The 18,191-nt window shown below is 71.7% G+C and carries 17 protein-coding genes; 6 read left to right on the top strand and 11 right to left on the bottom strand.

What is annotated here, in order from left to right:
• Positions 1 to 70: 70 nt before the first annotated feature.
• A complete protein-coding gene (locus tag AB4030_RS10395; protein ID WP_442279319.1) occupies positions 71 to 1,678 on the bottom strand; it encodes a DUF7059 domain-containing protein in 1,608 nt (535 codons plus the stop codon).
• Positions 1,675 to 2,046 carry an anti-sigma factor antagonist gene (locus AB4030_RS10390; protein ID WP_442279146.1) on the bottom strand — a complete coding sequence of 124 codons (372 nt, stop codon included), beginning with the start codon at positions 2,044 to 2,046 and terminating at the stop codon, positions 1,675 to 1,677. The genes AB4030_RS10395 and AB4030_RS10390 overlap by 4 nt, the downstream gene beginning before the upstream one ends.
• Positions 2,047 to 2,170: 124 nt before the next feature.
• Here AB4030_RS10390 and AB4030_RS10385 point away from each other — a divergent pair, with 124 nt between their 5' ends.
• The 6 genes from AB4030_RS10385 to AB4030_RS10360 all read left to right on the top strand — a co-directional run bounded on the left by AB4030_RS10385 (position 2,171) and on the right by AB4030_RS10360 (position 9,377).
• Positions 2,171 to 4,486 carry a DEAD/DEAH box helicase gene (locus tag AB4030_RS10385; protein ID WP_442279145.1) on the top strand — a complete coding sequence of 772 codons (2,316 nt, stop codon included), beginning with the start codon at positions 2,171 to 2,173 and terminating at the stop codon, positions 4,484 to 4,486.
• A 208-nt stretch (positions 4,487 to 4,694) separates the two neighbouring features.
• Positions 4,695 to 5,726 (top strand): sulfate ABC transporter substrate-binding protein, encoded by a 1,032-nt coding sequence (locus AB4030_RS10380; RefSeq protein WP_442279144.1) that lies wholly within the window; start codon positions 4,695 to 4,697, stop codon positions 5,724 to 5,726.
• Positions 5,727 to 5,817: 91 nt separating this feature from the next.
• Positions 5,818 to 6,786 carry a sulfate ABC transporter permease subunit CysT gene (gene cysT, locus AB4030_RS10375; RefSeq protein WP_442279143.1) on the top strand — a complete coding sequence of 323 codons (969 nt, stop codon included), beginning with the start codon at positions 5,818 to 5,820 and terminating at the stop codon, positions 6,784 to 6,786.
• Positions 6,783 to 7,592 carry a sulfate ABC transporter permease subunit CysW gene (cysW, locus tag AB4030_RS10370; protein WP_442279142.1) on the top strand — a complete coding sequence of 270 codons (810 nt, stop codon included), beginning with the start codon at positions 6,783 to 6,785 and terminating at the stop codon, positions 7,590 to 7,592. Before cysT ends, cysW begins: the two co-directional genes overlap by 4 nt.
• On the top strand, positions 7,589 to 8,593 hold the full coding sequence (locus tag AB4030_RS10365) for a sulfate/molybdate ABC transporter ATP-binding protein (RefSeq protein ID WP_442279141.1): 1,005 nt from the start codon (positions 7,589 to 7,591) through the stop codon (positions 8,591 to 8,593). Before cysW ends, AB4030_RS10365 begins: the two co-directional genes overlap by 4 nt.
• 319 nt (positions 8,594 to 8,912) lie before the next feature.
• On the top strand, positions 8,913 to 9,377 hold the full coding sequence (locus AB4030_RS10360) for an RrF2 family transcriptional regulator (RefSeq protein ID WP_442279140.1): 465 nt from the start codon (positions 8,913 to 8,915) through the stop codon (positions 9,375 to 9,377).
• Positions 9,378 to 9,513: 136 nt separating this feature from the next.
• Here AB4030_RS10360 and AB4030_RS10355 read toward each other — a convergent pair whose 3' ends face one another.
• The 9 genes from AB4030_RS10355 to AB4030_RS10315 all read right to left on the bottom strand — a co-directional run bounded on the left by AB4030_RS10355 (position 9,514) and on the right by AB4030_RS10315 (position 17,716).
• Positions 9,514 to 9,873: an Rv3654c family TadE-like protein gene (locus AB4030_RS10355; protein WP_442279139.1), complete on the bottom strand. Its 360-nt coding sequence runs from the start codon at positions 9,871 to 9,873 to the stop codon at positions 9,514 to 9,516.
• Positions 9,870 to 10,193, bottom strand: a complete 324-nt coding sequence (locus AB4030_RS10350; RefSeq protein ID WP_442279138.1) for a TadE family type IV pilus minor pilin — start codon at positions 10,191 to 10,193, stop codon at positions 9,870 to 9,872. Before AB4030_RS10350 ends, AB4030_RS10355 begins: the two co-directional genes overlap by 4 nt.
• Before the next feature lie 89 nt (positions 10,194 to 10,282).
• Positions 10,283 to 10,510, bottom strand: coding sequence for a DUF4244 domain-containing protein (locus tag AB4030_RS10345; RefSeq protein ID WP_442279137.1), 228 nt, complete (start codon positions 10,508 to 10,510; stop codon positions 10,283 to 10,285).
• Positions 10,511 to 10,653: 143 nt separating this feature from the next.
• Positions 10,654 to 11,337, bottom strand: coding sequence for a type II secretion system F family protein (locus tag AB4030_RS10340; protein ID WP_442279136.1), 684 nt, complete (start codon positions 11,335 to 11,337; stop codon positions 10,654 to 10,656).
• Entirely contained in the window at positions 11,334 to 12,281 is a 948-nt protein-coding gene (locus AB4030_RS10335) for a type II secretion system F family protein (protein WP_442279135.1), read from the bottom strand. The genes AB4030_RS10340 and AB4030_RS10335 overlap by 4 nt, the downstream gene beginning before the upstream one ends.
• The gene (locus tag AB4030_RS10330; protein WP_442279134.1) at positions 12,278 to 13,507 is read right to left on the bottom strand and encodes a TadA family conjugal transfer-associated ATPase; all 1,230 of its coding nucleotides are present in this window, start codon (positions 13,505 to 13,507) and stop codon (positions 12,278 to 12,280) included. Before AB4030_RS10330 ends, AB4030_RS10335 begins: the two co-directional genes overlap by 4 nt.
• A 10-nt stretch (positions 13,508 to 13,517) precedes the next feature.
• Positions 13,518 to 14,345, bottom strand: coding sequence for a hypothetical protein (locus AB4030_RS10325; protein WP_442279133.1), 828 nt, complete (start codon positions 14,343 to 14,345; stop codon positions 13,518 to 13,520).
• 685 nt (positions 14,346 to 15,030) lie between these two features.
• Positions 15,031 to 15,873 carry a hypothetical protein gene (locus AB4030_RS10320; protein WP_442279318.1) on the bottom strand — a complete coding sequence of 281 codons (843 nt, stop codon included), beginning with the start codon at positions 15,871 to 15,873 and terminating at the stop codon, positions 15,031 to 15,033.
• Between the two features lie 520 nt (positions 15,874 to 16,393).
• Positions 16,394 to 17,716, bottom strand: coding sequence for a ferredoxin reductase family protein (locus AB4030_RS10315; RefSeq protein ID WP_442279132.1), 1,323 nt, complete (start codon positions 17,714 to 17,716; stop codon positions 16,394 to 16,396).
• Positions 17,717 to 18,191: the final 475 nt, after the last annotated feature.

Below are 18,191 nucleotides of genomic sequence, written 5' to 3'. Positions count from 1 at the left end.
TGTCACTGAGCGGTGTCACTGAGCGGTGTCACTGACCGGACGGATTGCTCTCTCGATTGGAGAGGTCGGCTCAGACGAGCAGGCCGTCGGCGACGAGGTCGCGCAGCTGCGGGACGAGCTCGGAGCGCACATCGGCGGCGTCGAGGCCGAGCACCGTGGCGATGGCGTCGAGCGCCGCCCGAGCCGTCAGCTCCCCGTCGGCCACGCCGAGGTATGCCGCCAGCAGCGTCCCGGCACGCACGACGCGTCCCAGGCCGCCGCCCTGACGGACGAGGATGACGGTCGGGTCCTCGGCGCCGGGCGTGCCGTGTCGCTCTTCCGTGACGTCAGGCGCACAGGACCACGCGACGTCGAGGAGGTCGTCGTCGGAGTGCTCGGAGAGCCAGGTGCGGGCGCGCAGGCCGGCGTCGACCGTCGGGCCCATGGGGGCCGCGACCGGACCGTGGGCCTCGTCGAGGGAGCGCCAGGTCGGACGGTCGGTGGCCGGCCGCTGCAGGCTGACGACCCCGAACCCGACCCTCTCGACGTCGCGCGCGGCGAAGTCGCGCAACCACGCGGCATACAGCTGCGAGTGGGCCTCGCTGCCGGGCTGGGCACCGCCGTCGCGCGCCCACAGCTCTGCGTACTCGGCCGGGTCCTGCGAGTCGCGCTGGACGACCCACGCGTCGAGGGCGACGCCGTCGCTGGCCTGCTCGTCGAGCCACTCGGTCCACACGTCGCGCCACGAGCGACCGGCCGGGACCTCCCAGTTGCCGAGGAACTGCGCCACGCCACCGGGCTCGAGCACCGTACCGACCTGGCGGACGAGCGACTGGACGAGGGCGTCACCGGCACGGCCGCCGTCGCGGTACTCGTAGAGCGGGAGGCTCTCGTCGCGCGGCGTGATGACGAACGGCGGGTTGCTGACGACGAGCGAGAACTCCTGTGCTGCGACGGGGTCGAGCAGGTCACCCGCGACCAGCTCGACCTCGGGGACGGCGCCCGCACCTGCTGACGCGGCGAGCGCGAGGTTGAAGGCGGCATACGCCAGCGCTCGTTCGGAGATGTCGGTGGCCACGATCGAGCGAGCGTGCCCGAGGAGGTGCAGGGTCTGCACGCCGCACCCCGTGCCGAGGTCGAGCGCCCGCCCCACGGGTCGACGCACGGTCCACGACGCGAGCGTCGTCGAGGCACCCCCGATGCCGAGCACGTGGTCGACCCGTAAGGGGCCCCCCACGACGAGCTCGGAGAGGTCGGAGGCCACCCACCAGTCGTGGGAGTCGTCGCCGTAGGGGCGCAGGTCGCACGTGGCGAGGACGGCACGGTCGGCGGCGGCCTCGCGCCCGGAGCCGAAACCCGCTCGCCCGCCCTCGCGGCGCACGAGGCGCAGGCGCACCGCCCCGTCGACGCCGAGCGACGGCAGGGCAGCAGCCAGGGCCGACTCGCGGACCGGACGACCGAGGGTGAACAGGCGCACGAGGACGCCGCACGCGTCCACCGAAGACGCCGCCTCCGACGGCTCAGACAACTCTGAGGGGTCGGTCGCGAGGAGCGCGGGCAGCGGCTGCTCCCGGTGCAGCGCCGCGGAGGCCACGGGACCGAGCCGCTCGGCGACGCCGTCGACCGTGAAACGGGCCGCCGCGAGGTCCGCGCGGAGCAGCGCGACCAGGGCCTTGTCGGCGACGGGGGTGTCGTTCAGGACCCCTCGCCCGTCGCGCGCACCGCACCGTCGCTCGCAGCGAGCGCCGCGTCGAGGGTGGGGTGGATCTCGAAGACCTTGTCGAGACCGGTGATGGCAAAGACCTTGAGCACGCGGTCGTCCGTCCCGACGAGCCGCATCGAGCCGCCTCGCGTGCGCGTGAGCTTGAGCCGCCCGACGAGGACACCGAGGCCGGTCGAGTCGAGGAACGTCACGTCCGTCAGGTCGACGACGAGCCGCGTGCGGCCGCCCTGGATCTGCTCGTCGAGCTTCTCGCGCACCAGCGGCGCGGTGTAGACGTCGATCTCGCCGCCGAGGTGCACCACGGTCTGGTCGCCGTGGTCGGCTCGGGTGATCGAGAGATCCACCTGTGTCCCCTCCTGTGCCCGCACGTGCAGAACTTCTGTTGCGCCACGATCGGGTGTGAATGACTGCGCAGCAACCTGCCCCGCACGACGGTTACCGTACCCCCACGGCATACGGTTACTCCACATGAACGGGGAGCCAGCGCTCACGGGACCCGTGCCGGAGGACCTCCTGCGCACGCTCGTCGGCGACCACCCCGAGCGGCTCGTGCACGTCCACGAGGTGCCCGCCCGGCGCGCCGTCCACGGCGAGTGGCCGGAGTGGGTCGACCCGACGCTCCTCGGGGCCCTGCTCGCATCGGGCATCGAGGCGCCGTGGTCGCACCAGGTCGAGGTGGCGCAGGCCGCCCACGCGGGACGCCATGTCGTCGTCAGCACCGGCACGGCGTCGGGCAAGAGCCTCGGCTACCACCTGCCGATCCTCAGCGACCTCGTCGCAGGGGCGAGCGCCCCCAACGGTCGCGGCGCGACCGCCCTCTACCTCTCCCCCACCAAGGCGCTCGCCGCCGACCAGCTGAGCCGCATCGACCGGCTCGCACTGCCTGCCGTGCGGCCCGCGACCTATGACGGCGACACCCCGACCGACGAGCGCCGGTGGATCCGCGACCACGCCAACCTCGTGCTCACCAACCCGGACCTGCTCCACCACTCGCTGCTGCCGGGGCACGAGCGCTGGAGCTCGTTCCTCCGTGCGCTGCGCTACGTCGTCGTCGACGAGTGCCACGTCTACAAGGGCGTCTTCGGAGCGCACATGGCGGCGGTGCTGCGGCGGCTCCGCCGGGTCGCCGCGCGCTACCGCTCGGAGCCCACCTTCGTCTTCGCGTCCGCCACGGTGGCCGACCCCGAGGAGCACGCCTCCCGCCTGCTCGGTATGCCGGTGACCCCGGTGACGCGGGACGGGTCACCCCGGGCGTCGATGACGTTCGCGCTGTGGGAGCCGCCGCTCCTCGTCGACGAGACCGGGCAGCGGCAGCGCGTCAGCACCATCACCGAGACGGGCGAGCTGCTCGCCGGGTGCGTGCGCGAACACGTGCAGACCGTCGCCTTCGCGCGGTCGCGCGCCGGGGTGGAGGTCGTGGCGCGCATCGCGAAGGAGCGGGTCTCCGTCGCCGACGAGGGGCGCGTGGCCGCCTACCGCGGCGGCTTCCTGCCCGAGGAGCGTCGCGAGCTCGAGCGCTCGCTGCGTTCCAAGGAGCTGCTGGGGCTCGCGGCGACGAACGCACTCGAGCTGGGGGTGGACGTGAGCGGCCTCGACGCCGTCCTGCTCGCCGGCTGGCCGGGGACCCTGTCGTCGCTCTGGCAGCAGGCGGGGCGGGCCGGCCGGTCCGGCGCCCGCTCGCTCGCCGTGCTCGTCGCCGCCGACGACCCGCTCGACACCTTCGTCGTGCACCACCCCGAGGCGATCTTCGGTCGGGGCATCGAGGCGACCGTCGTCGACCCCGACAACCCGCACGTGCTGGCGCCGCACCTCGCGGCGGCGGCCGCCGAGCTGCCGGTCACCGAGGCGGACATCGACGTCTTCGGCCCGCAGACGCGGGTGCTGCTCGACGCGCTCGTCGCCCGCGGCATCCTCAAGAAGCGGCCACGTGGCTGGTTCTGGGGGCGTGAGGACCGCCCGGCCGATCACCTCTCCCTGCGCGGCGCGGGCGAGCCCGTCCGCATCATCGAGACCCGGACCGGGCGCGTCGTCGGCACCGTCGACGACGCCGCCGCGCACTCGCAGGTGCACACGGGGGCGGTGCACCTGCACCAGGGCCAGACATGGGTCATCACCGAGCTCGACCTCGACGACCACGCGGCCTTCGCGGTGCGCGGAGACCCGGGCTGGACCACGCAGGCGCAGTCGGTGAGCGACTTCCAGATCGTCCACGAGGTCGAGCACGAGGACTGGGGTCCGCTGCGCTGCTCCTTCGGACACGTGACGGTGCGCCATCAGGTGACCTCGTTCCTGCGCCGCCTCCCCGGCGGCGAGGTGCTCGGCGAGCACCCGCTCGACCTGCCGCCCCGCACGCTCGCGACGAAGGCCGTGTGGTGGACGATGCCCGTCGAGGACCTCGCCGGCGCCGGGGTGGCCGAGGACGGCATACCCGGGGCGGCCCACGCCGCCGAGCACGCGGCGATCGGGATGCTCCCGCTCTTCGCCACCGCCGACCGGTGGGACATCGGCGGCGTGTCCACGGCCCTGCACCCGGACACCGGACTGCCGACGATCCTCATCTACGACGGGCACCCCGGTGGGGCCGGCTTCGCTGAGCGCGGCTATCGCCGAGTCCGCCCGTGGCTCAAGGCGACCCGCGAAGCGATCGCCTCGTGCGAGTGCACCTCCGGATGCCCCTCGTGCATCCAGTCGCCGAAGTGCGGCAACGGGAACGAGCCGCTCGACAAGGTCGGGGCCGTGGCGCTGCTCGATCTGACCCTGCGATGCGCCGGGACCGTGCACTGACGCGTGGCCGTGGCCGCCGCCGGGTGACCCCGGTCCCGACCAGAGTCTGAGACGGATCCCTGACCGGTTGACACCCGTCGTCCCAATTTCTCAAACTCCCATATGTGAAGTAGGAAACACTCCTATCCTCCCAGTAGGAAAGCAGCCGCTCTCCAGGGCCTGTCGCTCGATGCGCGCCCGTCCGTCCTCACGTGTCAGGAGCCCGTCGATGCGACGCTCACCAATTCTTCTCGCCACCCTCGCCGTGACCGGGACGCTCAGCCTGGCGGCGTGCGCCGGCGGGGCCAGCGACGTCGTGGCCCAGCCCGGGTCCACCGCTGCCCGTGCCGCGACGAGCACCATCAACCTCTACGCCTACTCCGTCCCGAAGGTCGCCTTCGACGTCCTCATCCCGGCCTTCCAGAAGACCGCCGCCGGGGCAGGCGTCCAGTTCCAGCAGAGCTACGGCGCTTCGGGCGACCAGAGCCGCAAGGTCGCCGCCGGCGCCGAGGCCGACTTCGTCAACTTCTCGGTCGAGCCCGACGTGACCCGTCTCGTGGACGCAGGACTCGTCGACTCGAGCTGGAACGCCAATGAGCACAAGGGAATCCCCTTCGGTTCGGTCGTGACCATCGTCGTCCGCAAGGGCAACCCCAAGGGCATCAAGGACTGGGACGACCTGCTCAAGCCGGGCGTCGAGGTCGTCACGCCCAACCCGTTCTCGTCGGGCTCGGCCAAGTGGAACCTGCTCGCGCCCTACGCCGCCAAGAGCGACGGCGGCACGAACAAGGCCGCCGGGCTGGCCTACATCAAGTCCCTCGTGAGCCAGCACGTGAAGATCCAGCCGAAGTCGGGGCGAGAGGCGACCGAGGCGTTCCTGCAGGGCAGCGGCGACGTGCTCCTCGGCTACGAGAACGAGGCGCTCTTCATCGAGAAGAACGGCGACCCCGTCCAGCACGTCACGCCCCCGTCGACCTTCAAGATCGAGAACCCGACGGCCGTGCTCAAGGGCAGCAAGAATTTCGCCAAGGCGACGGCATTCAACGACTTCCTCTACACGACCGAGGGACAGAAGCTGCTCGCCGAGGCGGGGTTCCGCCCGGTCGACCCGACGGTCGCAGCGGCCTACACCGCGAAGTTCCCCGCGCCGACGAAGCTGTGGACCATCGCCGACCTCGGTGGCTGGAAGACCGTCGACGGCACGCTCTTCAAGAAGGACGTGGGTGACATCGCGGTCATCTACGACAAGGCCTCGCGGTGACGTCCGGCCTGGTGTCGCGACGGACTCCGAGACCGATTTCGACCTCAAGACCGACTCTGACTTCAAGACCGACGTCCAGATGGAGACGGCGATGACCGCACACACCGACGAGCGCCGGGGCGGCTCCGACCCGACGGCCCTGCTGCCGCCTCGGTCGGACGGTTCGCACCAGTCCGGATCTGGTGAGCCGACGCGCTCTCAACAGCCACCGGACTCCACGCCGAGTGCCGGGCCAGACGTCCCAGCGGCGTCCCACCCACGGAGGCGCCTCCGCCTGGCCCGGCCACTTGGCGTCGGGATGGTGACGCTGTGGCTCAGCGTCATCGTCCTGCTCCCCCTCGCCGCGCTGACGGTGGCGGCATTCGACGAGGGTCTTTCGGGCTTCTGGGAGGCGATCACGTCGCCGGCCGCGCTGGCGGCCCTGGCGGTCACGGTCGTCGTCTCTGCGGTCGTCGCCCTCGTCAATGCCGTTGTCGGCACGCTCGTGGCGTGGGTGCTCGTGCGCGACGACTTCCGCGGCAAGCGGATCGTCAACGCGCTCATCGACCTGCCGTTCGCCCTCCCGACGATCGTCGCCAGCATCGTGCTGCTCTCGCTCTACGGGCCGCACAGCCCGATCGGCGTGCAGCTCAACGCGACCCGCTGGGGGCTGGTCGTGGCGCTGCTCTTCGTGACGCTGCCCTTCGTCGTCCGATCGGTGCAGCCGGTGCTCATCGAGACCGACCGCGAGGTGGAGGAAGCGGCTGCCTCGCTCGGGGCGACCGGATGGACCACCTTCCGCCGGATCGTGCTGCCGTCGTTGGCTCCGGCGATCATCAGTGGCACCGGCCTCGCGTTCGCGCGTGCCATCGGGGAGTACGGATCGGTCGTGCTCATCGGCGGCAACATCCCCCACGAGACGCAGGTGGCCTCGCAGTACATCCAGCAGCAGATCGAGATCGACCGCCCGCAGGCGGCAGCCGCGGTGTCGGTGGCCCTGCTTGGCATCGCCTTCGTGACCCTGCTCGTGCTGCGGGTCCTGTCGAGCCGGAGTCAGCGACGTGAGGAGAGTGACTCATGAAGGTCTCCCGCGGCACCCGCCTGTCGCTGCGTGTGGTCGCCCTCGGCTACCTCTTCGCGCTGGTCGGCGTCCCGATCGCCGTCATCCTGTGGCGCACCTTCTCGCCCGGCCTGTCGGAGTTCCTCGCGTCGATCTCCACCCCGGCCGCCCAGTCGGCCCTCAACCTGTCGCTGCTCATCGTCGCCATCACGGTCCCGGTCAACGTCGTCTTCGGTGTGGCCACGGCCCTGGCGCTGGTGCGCGGCGGCCGGTTCCGGGGCCGCGGACTCCTCCAGGCCGTCGTCGACCTCCCGTTCGCGGTGTCGCCCATCGTCGTCGGGGTCTCGCTCATCATGCTGTGGGGCGCGGGCGGCTGGTTCGGCGCCCTCGACCGCGCCGGCTTCAAGGTGATCTTCGGCCTGCCGGGCATGATCCTCGCGACGATCTTCGTGACACTGCCGTTTGTGGTGCGTGAGGTCGAGCCGGTGCTCCACGAGATCGGACTCGACCAGGAGCAGGCCGCCTCGACGCTCGGGGCCAACCCGTGGCAGACCTTCTGGCGGATCACGCTGCCGGCCATCCGGTGGGGGCTGACCTACGGCATCGTGCTCACAGTCGCCCGGGCGCTCGGCGAGTTCGGGGCGGTCATCATGGTCTCCTCCGGTTTCGCGGGGGTCTCCCAGACGCTGACGCTCCTCGTCCACTCGCGCTACATCGACGACCACAACACCTACGGCGCGTATGCCGCCGCCACCCTCCTCATGGGCATCGCGCTCGTCGTGCTGCTGCTCATGACCGTGCTCGACCGCAAGAGGAGCGACCGATGATCACCGTGACCAACGCCCGGAAGAACTACGGCAGCTTCGCCGCCCTCGACGACATCAGCCTCGAGATCCCCAAGGGCTCGCTGACCGCGCTGCTCGGCCCGAGCGGTTCCGGGAAGTCGACCCTCCTGCGCTCCATCGCCGGCCTCGAGGGGCTCGACTCAGGCTCGGTGACGATCCAGGGACGCGACGTGACGAGCGAGCCGCCCCAGCGACGTGGGATCGGCTTCGTGTTCCAGCACTACGCCGCGTTCAAGCACATGACGGTGCGCGACAACGTGGCCTTCGGCCTCGCGATCCGCAAGCGGCCCAAGGCCGAGATCGACAAGAAGGTCGGCGACCTGCTCGAGATCGTCGGCCTCGAGGGCTTCCGCAACCGTTACCCGGCCCAGCTCTCGGGCGGTCAGCGCCAGCGCATGGCCCTGGCCCGCGCGCTGGCCGTGGACCCGCAGGTGCTGCTGCTCGACGAGCCGTTCGGCGCCCTCGACGCGAAGGTCCGCACCGACCTCCGCCAGTGGCTCCGCCGCCTCCACGACGAGGTCCACGTGACGACCGTGCTCGTGACGCACGACCAGGAGGAGGCACTCGACGTCGCCGACCGCATCGCGGTGCTCAACAAGGGACGCATCGAGCAGGCCGGCGACCCCGTGACGCTCTACGAGCGCCCCGCGAACGACTTCGTCATGGGCTTCCTCGGGTCGGTGGCGCGTCTGGGAGACCAGCTGGTGCGCCCCCATGACATCGTCCTCGAGCGCGACCGCGCGACGGCCCTGGCGCTCGACGCCGTCGTTCCCGACTCGGCCGGTGTCGTGGCAGCCGTCGTCGAACGGGTCGTACCGCTGGGCTTCGAGGTGCGCGTCGACCTACGGACCGACGACGGTGAGCGCTTCGCGGCGCAGATCACGCGCCGAGAAGCCGCCGAGCTGCAGCTCCGCGAGGGCGAGAGGGTCCATGCACGCTCCGTCGGGCGGTCGAGTGTCGTCGACGCGGCACTCGCGGTCTGATCCTCACTCGTCCAGTTCGGACACGTCTTGGTGAGACGGAGCGCGTGGCCGCTCACGCCACGACCTGACGTATGCCGCGAGGTTCCTCTCGCAGTCGCCCAACGAGAGCGGGTGGCTAGGGACACGGGTGATTCGGGGTGGACCTGAGGCGGCGAGGGGACGACACCTCGCCGTCTCAGTTCCACCACGCGGAGGTGCCACCACATCGAGACCGGGGCGGGGGGACCGTGGTCGACGTCTTGAACGAGCCACCCCTCTACAGGGGCAGGAGACCGGGGCCGTCGCGCAGTCGTTCAGCCTGGTGCGGCAGACTGCACGCGTGGACATCTCGGCACGAGTCGATTACGCGGTCCGGGCGATGCTCATCCTCGCGGAGGCGGACGCGGAGGGCTCAGGCCCGATCAGCATCGACATCCTCTCGACCCGGCAGGAGCTGCCGCGCAAGTTCCTCGAGGCGATCTTCGCCGACCTGCGCCGCGGCAGCCTCGTGCTGAGCCGTCGGGGGGCGCTGGGTGGCTACGTCCTGGGTCGCCCGGCCACGGAGATCAGCGTGGGAGACATCTTCCGCGCCGTCGACGGCCCGCTCGCCGAGGTGCGCGGCCTGCGTCCCCACGAGACGGAGTACGGAGGCGTCGCCACCCACCTGCCGAGCCTCTGGGTGGCAGTCCGCGTGAGCCTGCGCGAGGTGCTCGACGAGACCTCGATCGAGGACCTGCGCACGGGAGACCTGCCTGATCGGGTGCGCCAGCTGCTCACCGCGCCCGACGCCTGGCAGAACCGCTAGGCACCCCGCTGGGCCCGTGACGGCGGAAAGGCCCGACACCGACAGAGCCGGTCCGTGCGAAGCCCCTCGTCACGTCCGACCCGCGTCATGGGTGAGCGTCATGGGTGAGCGTCATGGGTGAGCGCCCGGGTGAGCGTCACCGTTCGGGACCAGCTCGAGCGTGAGCGACCGCGGGGTCGGGCCACAGAGCGGCGGCCACCACGACTCGCAGGTCGACGACGGAGTCGACCGACGAACAGCTCTGTGTCGCAGCCCCGTTGGCGCGGATCACCTGTTGCGCGGCGGCGCAGGCGCCCGCCGCTGAGGCTCCGTCCTGGATGGCCGATGCCCCCGCCAAGGACCCGAGATCGGCCGCGAGGCGAGCCCGCTGGCTGGCCACGACGACCGACGCGAGGACGAGACCACTGACGGTGAGTGCCAGGACCACGCCCACGAGCGCCAGGACCAGGACGCTTGCCGCCCCGCGATCCGGGAGCGCGCTCGCTCGCCTGGTCACGATGCGGACTCGACCGGCGTCACGGCTGACGCGCTCAGCTCCCATCCGGGCAGGGCGCCCCATCCGCCGGTGCGCGCCGACACGGTGACGCGCACTCCCCCGCCGGCACCCTCGACCTGCACGTGCGCACCTGTCGGCGCGGAGTCGAGCGCGAGCGCCCGCACTCGCGCCGGGTCGTCGCCGCGGGCCGCGGCTCGGCTCGCGACACGCGCGGCGTCGACGCACCGGATCTGGTCGACCGCCGCCTTGACCGCCACGAGGCAGAGGGCCAGCACGAGCACGACGGACGGGATGGCAACGGCGAGCTCGGCCGTCACCATCCCCCGCTCTGTCCCGCGCTCTGTCCCGCGCTGTGTCCCGCACTCTGTCTCGCGCTCTCGACCCCGTAAGAACCGAGCGCGTCGCGGCCTCACCCCGCGATCCCCAGGGCGCTCTGGACGATCCCGGCCAGGGCGCTGCGCACCGCGTCGGACTTGACGACGCCGAGGAGCACGAGGGCGAACGTGCAGGCGGCCATGATGCCAACGGCATACTCCGCGGTCGTCATCCCCGAGTCTCGGCGCAGCTGCGGCGTCCTGGGGCGAGTGAGCTGCCGGGTCAATCTGTGGGTCAATCTGTGGGTCAGTGCGTGAGTCATGCTTCTGCTTCTCCTTCTTCTGGCCCGGACGGGAGCGCCCGGGACGTCGTGGTCCTCACGGGTTCGTGGGACGAGGCCACCTGCACGCGGTTGTCGTGCATGTGCAAGCACGTCGATCACCGGCGGGTGGTCCGCGGCGGTCTTCACTCGCTCAGGAGGTCGCCCGCCAGGGCGATGACCAGGGGCGCGACCGTCGTGAGACAGAACGCCGGCAGGAGCACGAGACCGAGCGGAGCGACGAGCCGCACCCCGACCTTGGCCGCGGAGACCTCGAGCCGCTCGAGCTCGGCGCTGCGCAGGTCGTCGGAGGCGGCGAGCAACATCGCGCCCGGCGGCACGCCTGCCTGGTGCGCGATGGCGACGGCCCGCGCGGCCGGCGCCCACGCGGGGCCGACCGACGCCCAGGCCTCGGCGTCGGTCGCTCCCCACCGGAGAGCGGTTGCGACCTGGCGCAGGTCCGTCGACGCCCCGCCTCTCAAGCCTGCCGCGACCGCCTCGAGGACGTCCCACGTGGGCAGGCCCGAACGGTAGGCCAGCGCCAGCAGGGCCAGTGCTGAGGAGACCTGGGCGTCGCCGTCGTCGGCCGAGTCGTGCCTGGGCCTGCGTCCGCGGCTCCGTCGCGATGTGGGCCGCGCGTGCCCAGCAGCCGACGCCTCAGGGTCGGGTAGGGCATCCGGGTCCTGGGGGCCGTTTCCGTCGGAGGTGCCAGCCCCGTCGTCAGCCTCGCGAGCGCCGTGGAGCACGAGCACCGCAGCCGCTGCCGAGCCGGCAGCCACGAAGGCCTGCCACGGTCCAGCACTCAGGTGCTCGACAAGGGGAAGGGTCATGGTCGCACCGCCCGCCGGACCATCCGGGTGCACCACGCCCGCCCCGCCCACGAGAGGACGAGACCAAGCGCCGCGCAGGCCGTGGCGATCGGTGACCCGAGGTAGAGCGTGGCCGGGTCGATGCCGCAGGCCAGCCCGAAGAGCGGCCCGGTGAGCGGGAGCAGGGTGAGCACGGTGACCGTGGCGCGCGGCCCAGCCACCGCAACAGCCACCTTGCCGCGTCGCGCTCTGGCGTCGAGGAGACCACGGACGGCCCGGTCGACGGCCGACGCCAGCGGGGCGCCGGTGGTCTCGGAGAGACGCCAGGCCGCAGCTACGAAGGCGAGCTCCGCGGACGCGCTGCGCTCGGCCCAGGCCGCCCAGACGGGAGACGTGGGCTCGGCACGGTCACTGGCATCGAGCAGGACACCCACGAGCCGGTCGATGTCGGCTCGCGGCGGGGCGAGGTCCGCGTCCACTGCCGACACAGCGGATGCCGGGTCGGCTGCGGGGCGCCAGGGTGTCCAGCCGCGTGGGCGACGAAAGTGGCGTGGCGGGCGGGCAGTCCGTCGGCTCCGCTGCCGGGTCGCCTCCCGGGCGTGGCGCACCCGGTCGACGCCGAGGGTGGAGGTGGCGGCCAGCTCGATGGCTCGAGTGGGGGTCAGCCCGGCACTCAGTGCCGGGCCGATGCCACGCAACAGGTCGAGCACGTCGTCGACGAGCTCGGCGGGACGGCGACGCAGGCGCCATTGGCGGTACAGGTCGACCGGGTCCCGCTGCCAGATGCTCGGGAGCACCTCGCCAGACCCGTCTCCGTAATCGAGCGCCGACGTCGGGCGCGGTGCGGAGGCGCCCCGGGCCCGAAGCCCGGCAAGAGGCGACCGCCCTCCTGCTCGCCCCGGCCAGAGCAGCACCGCGACTCCCAGCAGCAGCGCCGCCGACACACCTGCCGTGCCGACCGTCATGACGCCGCCGTGAGCGTCGGCCCGTCGTCCACGAGGCGTCCGCCCTCCGTGGCCGTTCCCGTGAGCTCGGTGCCCAACCCGAGGCGGGCCGCCAGGGCCGGCCATCCGGCGGCGCACCGGGGCGCATGCCTCGGTCCGTCCCACTCGAGCGCCGGCACGATGCACGGGTCGCCGTCGCGACGAAAGAGCACCGCCACCGAGGCGATCCGGCGCAGCCCGTGATCACGCGTCACGTGGACGACGACGTCGATGGCCGCGGACAGCTGGGCCCGGACCGCCTCGGGCGTCAGCCCGGCCAGCGCGCCCAGCGCCTCGAATCGGGCCACGACGTCCGCCGGGGCGTTCGCATGCACGGTGCCGCACCCACCCTCGTGCCCGGTATTGAGTGCGGCCAGGAGCTCTCGCACCTCCGCACCGCGGACCTCTCCCACGACGATCCGATCGGGACGCATCCGCAGCGCCTGCCGCACCAGCGTCGTCAGGGTGACCTCGCCCGTGCCCTCGACGTTGGCCGGTCTGGCCTCGAGCCGCACGAGGTGCGGGCGGTCCACCGTCAGCTCACGGACGTCCTCGACGACGAGGAGCCGTTCCACCGGGTCGATGCACCCGAGCAGGGCGGCGAGGAGGGTGGTCTTGCCCGCCCCCGTGCCACCGGAGACGACGAAGGCGAGCCGTTGCTCGACCAGTGCACGGAGCACGGGCTCCCACTCGGGCGGAAGCATGTCCCGCTCCCGCAGCTCGGACAACGAGACGGGTTCTCTCGGTGGCACGCGGATGGTGATGTGTGGGCCGCCCTCGACGAGCGGAGGCAGCATCGCGTGCAGCCGGGCGCCGGACGGAAGCTGCCCGTCCACCCACGGACTCGCCTCGTCGAGGCGTCGGCCGGCGATGCCGGCGAGTCGGACAGCGAGTCCACGGGCGTCGGCGGCGTCGAGCCGCTCCCCCACCGGCTCCATGCCGCGGCCGCGGTCGACCCAGATGCGGCCGTCGCCGTTGACCGCGACGTCGGTCACTCCCGGCTCGGCGAGCCACGGGTCGAGGGGCCCGGCGCCCAGCACCCGAGATGCCAGTGCTGACCTGCTCTCGGCCACGCGATGGGCCCCGAGGGCGCCGCGCTCCTGCTCGGCCACAGCGTTGACCGCGGCGCCATCGGGTCCGACGCCGGCGCGAACCCGCTGCCAGACAGCGGGGGTGAGGGTGCCGCCCGGCCGCGGCTCGACACTCATGCCGCGACATTCATGCGGCGAGGGCCTGGTCGGTGAGGCGCAGCAGCAGCTCGTCAGCCGCGCGCACGACCTCTCCTCGTCCGCGGGCGCCGGGTGGCAGCCCCTCGCACGCCTCCGCGACAGTGCGCCGATCGTCTCGGACGGTGGCGACGAGCGGGACGTCGAGCTCGTCCATGACGAGGTCCTCGAGGTCGGCCTCGACGCGCTGGCCGCGCAGCACCACCCAGGGCTCGATGGGCAGGAGTGGCTCGTCGTCCCACGACCTGTCGGCATCTCGGAGATGGTGGAGCAGTCCCCGGACGCCCGACACGACAGCGGAGGCGGCCGCGAGCTGGGGCACCTGCGTGCCGACGACCACCACGACGGCATCGACGAGCAGCCCGACGGCATCGAGCACGGCGGGGTCGCGGGGCAGGTCGAGGACCGTCAGGGCGTGCGCGTCGGCGAGTCCGGCCACGACATCGGGCAGGGTGTCCAACCAGCCGGCGGCCATACAGCCGGCCTCCCCGGGCCCGTCGCCACCTCCGGCCGCACCCACCCCGGGCGAGGCCCAGCTCGCACCGCTGCGCCCCGACAGCACCGGCACCCCGCAGGAGACCGGCAGCTCGTCGGCGAGCCCCAGACCGTCGACGACGCCAGCGACCTCGGTGAGCTCGCGCCAACGCCACCCCCGCTCCTGCTCCAGCCCGAACAGGACGTCCAGACACCCGGCCACGTGATCGAGGTCGACTGCGACGACCGTCCGCCCTGTTGCGGCGGCGCGGACCGCGACGGCGGCTGCGAGCGTGGAGGAGCCGACCCCACCTGAGGCCGGCATTAAGGCGATGACGTTTCCCATGCGCCAACCGTCGTCCAGACGCCCGACCGCGCCCACCGGCATACGCCCACCGGTGGACAGACGGGCTCGGCCCCGAGGAGGTGTGGACAACTCGCCGGCCGCGAAACCGCCCCGAACAGCCCCGGACATAATGGTGGCCCTCGTCCGGGGGGAGACGAAGGCCACCTCACGAGACTGGCGCCGGGGGGGAGGAGCCAGACCGCGTCGGCGCTCGACCCGTGAGGGGAGCACCACCATCAATGGTGGCCGTTGGACCTCCCGATTGCAAACCGAGATGTCACGACACGCGGTGATTCCTCACCCGATGTCACGACACGAGAAATTCGCGCTGTTTGGGCGCCAGAACCGAAGATTTTCGCACAAGAAGGAGGCCCTCCGACCATCGGTCGCAGGGCCTCCAGAGAAGTTCCGGGCTACCAGGCGTGCATTCTCAAAGTGTCGCCCCGGTTGTGCGCCCGGGGGTGGACGGTTCCAAGTGAACTGCTCTCGCGTGGGTACTCGGCATCTTCTCGAGACTGCTGACTTGCGTGGATCCGGTCTACGCCTCCCGGCGATGTGGTTCCTGAGTCCGTTCTACTCCAGACGGTCGGCGTGGCGACACCCCCCACCGCCCCCGAGGGCCGAGAAAGTGTCCACCCCGCTGGACATCTCGCACGAATCGCCCCGAGCGAGCTGCCAGCAAGGCTCAGCTCAACCGTCCCGCACGCACCGCGTCGCTGATCCGCGTCCCCTCCGCAGCCCCGCGGACCATCGCCTCGCCTGCCTGCGAGAGCCACAGTCCGACGCCGGCGGCCCCTCCGTGGGCGTATGCCGTGAGCGCGCCGAGGTAGGCCGGCCCGCCGTTGCTGACGTGGCCGGCTTCCGGGACCGCGACGCCGGTCGGATCGAGCCCGAGGGCCTGGACGAGGGCCCGTTCCATGGCGCGGGCGACGAGGCCGTTGCCGTGGACGAAGGGGCGCACCGCGGTGATCTCGGCGTGGACGAGGGCTGCGACGACGGCGGCCGGGACCCGGTTGCTGCCCGCCGCAGCGACGATGACGTCCGACAGGGAGGCCAGCCGGGCGGCGACGACCGTGGGCAGCGGGGCCGGACCGAGGTCGACGAGCTCGGAGCAACCCTCGTCGCCGATGCGCGGGCGACCCAGCGCGTCGCCGCTGACGACGGGCGAGGCGGCCGCGACGTGGAGGCGGGCCAGCGCCTGGAGCGGGGCGGTGCGCACGAGTGAGACGACGCGCTCGCTCTCGGCAGTCGCCGCGATGGCGCCCTTGAGCGTGAGCAGTCCTGGATCGAGGTCCGCCGGCCAGTCGCGGGCGCCGCTCATCAGCTCGCGCACGACGTCGACGGGGAACTCCGCACCGTCGAGGGCCGCGCTCGCCTGGGCGCCGCGGACGCGTGACTCGGCCGAGGCCTCCGGGATGCGCCGGCGCAGCGCCTCGTGAAACCGCAGCTTCGTGCATGCTTCCCGCGCGGCGTCGGCACGCTCGCGCACGTCGGGCAGGTCGGTCAGGGCGGCCAGCTGGTCGAGCAGGGCCGCCTGCTGGGCCGCCTGCTGGGCCGCCTGCTGGGTCGCCTGATGGGTCGGCTGTTGGGACGTCGTACGGGTCGGGTCGGGCACGCCCTTCAGCCTAGGCTCGCCCGCGCGGCATCCCGCCCTGCCCATGGTGAGATCGTGGCCACGTGGGAGGGGTCGCGTCGGAGAGGTTCTGAGCGTGCCGGGACACCGGGACCGGTGGTCAGCGCCCGCTGGCCACCGGCCGCGACGGCGATCCTCCGAAGGACGCGCATCCTCCCGTTGCGGATTCCCGGTGCGACTCACGCGTCTCGCGTCTACCGACTGGGAACGGCCGCCGGCGCGTGCGTCACCGACGGAGAGGGCTTCGCTCCCACCGCCGTCTTTCCGGTGGTCGCGGTGGCCCCAGGGGTGCGCCCGTACGGCACTCCTTGATTGGCACTGGTGGGGTAGGCGAGGGCGAGTACGACGGCGATGCCTGTCGTGACCAACCACGCGGTGTTTCGGACCATGGGTGTCGCCTCCAGGACGTCGTCGTTCAGAACGCGAAGCGTTCGAGATGGATGTGTGTGGCCGGAACGCCCGCGCGACGGGCAGCGTCGGCAGCGGACCGCGCCCAGGCGTCGGGACCGCAGACGTAGATGTCGTGCTCACGGATGTCCGGCACCAGCCGCTGGAGGGCAATGTGGTCGTCCTCCACGGCGGGCCCCGCCTGCCACGACGAGCGTCCGTTCGGTCGGCGCCCCGGCAGGTAGACGACGCGAACGCCCCTCAGCTGAGCCAGCTCGTCGAGCTCAGGTCGGAAGACGAAGTCCTTCTCGCTGGATCCTCGATAGAGCAGGACGGCCTCACCCGGTGCGTAGTCCAGGTCTTCCATCAGCGCACGCACCGGAGTGATCCCGATGCCGGATGCCATGGCAAGGACCTTGCGTCCGTGCCGGGACTCGCCGGTGAACCGGCCGTAGGGGCCTTCGAAGAGCACTTTGGTGCCCGGCTGGAGGGCCCGCAGGCGGCGGCTGTTGACCCCGACCTCTTTGGCGGTGATGCGAAGCATGTCTCCTCCCGGCGCGGCCGAGAGTGCGTAGGGATTGCCTCGCGTCCACCCCCGGCCGTCGCGGAAGCGCCAGATGAAGAACTGGCCGGCTTGCGGCCGGAGCCTAGCCAGGCCGACACCGCGCAGATGGACGGAGACGTTGCCGGGGACGTCCTCGACCACGCGCTCAACGACCACCTGGTGCCGCACGGAGTGCACCAGGGGCATGGCCAGACGGAAGACGAGAAGGGCACCGACAGCAGCTGCGTAGAGAGCGACCAGCATCATCTGGGCCCAGTGCGGCCTGAACTCGCTCCCTGTCCAGATCATGTGCGGCACCACGAGTGCGATGCCGAGCAACGTGTAGAGGTGAAGCAGATGCCAGGTGTGGTACCGCAGACGTCTACGGGCGGCTCGGCCGGAGGTGACTCCCACCATGATCAGCAGCACGGTGCCGAGGGTCGCCAGCATCATTCCTCGCCAGTCCGCCATCATCCACCACAGCGAACCGAGGACGGTGCGCTCATCGCGGACCATGTAGCCGAGCGTGAGGAGCAGGATGTGCGCCAGCATCAGGTTGAGCGAGGTGAATCCGGTCAAGCGGTGGATGCGTACGAGGCCGTCCCGACCGAACGCGCGCTCGACCCACGGGACACGCGCCATCAGGACGACCTGCACGATCATCAGATAGGCCGATATGAGCCCGGCGAGCTTGCCGGGGTAGGTCAGGGGTCCTTCGGTCTTGGTCGTCATGAGCCTCAGGGAGCCGTCGTGGACCCACAGGTAGACGAAGAACACCAGGCCGGCGCAGAAGACCACGCTGCACACTCGGCGAACCACGGTCGCGCTGACCACTGGCCCGCTCGGGTGCGAGCGCGGGGGCGGCGCTTCTGGAACGAGGCGGGGTTCGGGCGGTGAGAGGGTCGGCAGGGAATCAGGCATGCGGAGTCTCCTCGGAAGTTCAGCGATGGGGGGCGATGACGCGACCGTCGTCGTCTCTTGGACGGAAAGGGCGCGTCATCCAGAGCTGACGCTGTAGGCGTGTCGCCCGGCGCGTCAGCGATTGAGCTCGCGCGGGTGCGACCGGAGCGCATCGATCGAGAAGCAGGAGGAGGACCGCCGACGCCAAGTTGGATGCGTGGCAGCTGAGAGCTTCGAGCCTCTGCCGGATCCGACCGCGGAAGGACATATCGTCATTGATAGTTCCACCTCACTGTGATGCGACCCGGAACACTCCGTGGCCGTGCAGACACCGTCCTGCGCGCTCGATGACTGCGTCGACGTTCTGTTCATAGAGTTTTCG

The sequence above is a fragment of the Terrabacter sp. 2YAF2 genome (genome assembly GCF_052114705.1).
Lineage (GTDB): Bacteria > Actinomycetota > Actinomycetes > Actinomycetales > Dermatophilaceae > Terrabacter.
Note: the sequence above shows the minus strand (reverse complement) of the source record. Positions and strands in the feature narration are given on the sequence as shown.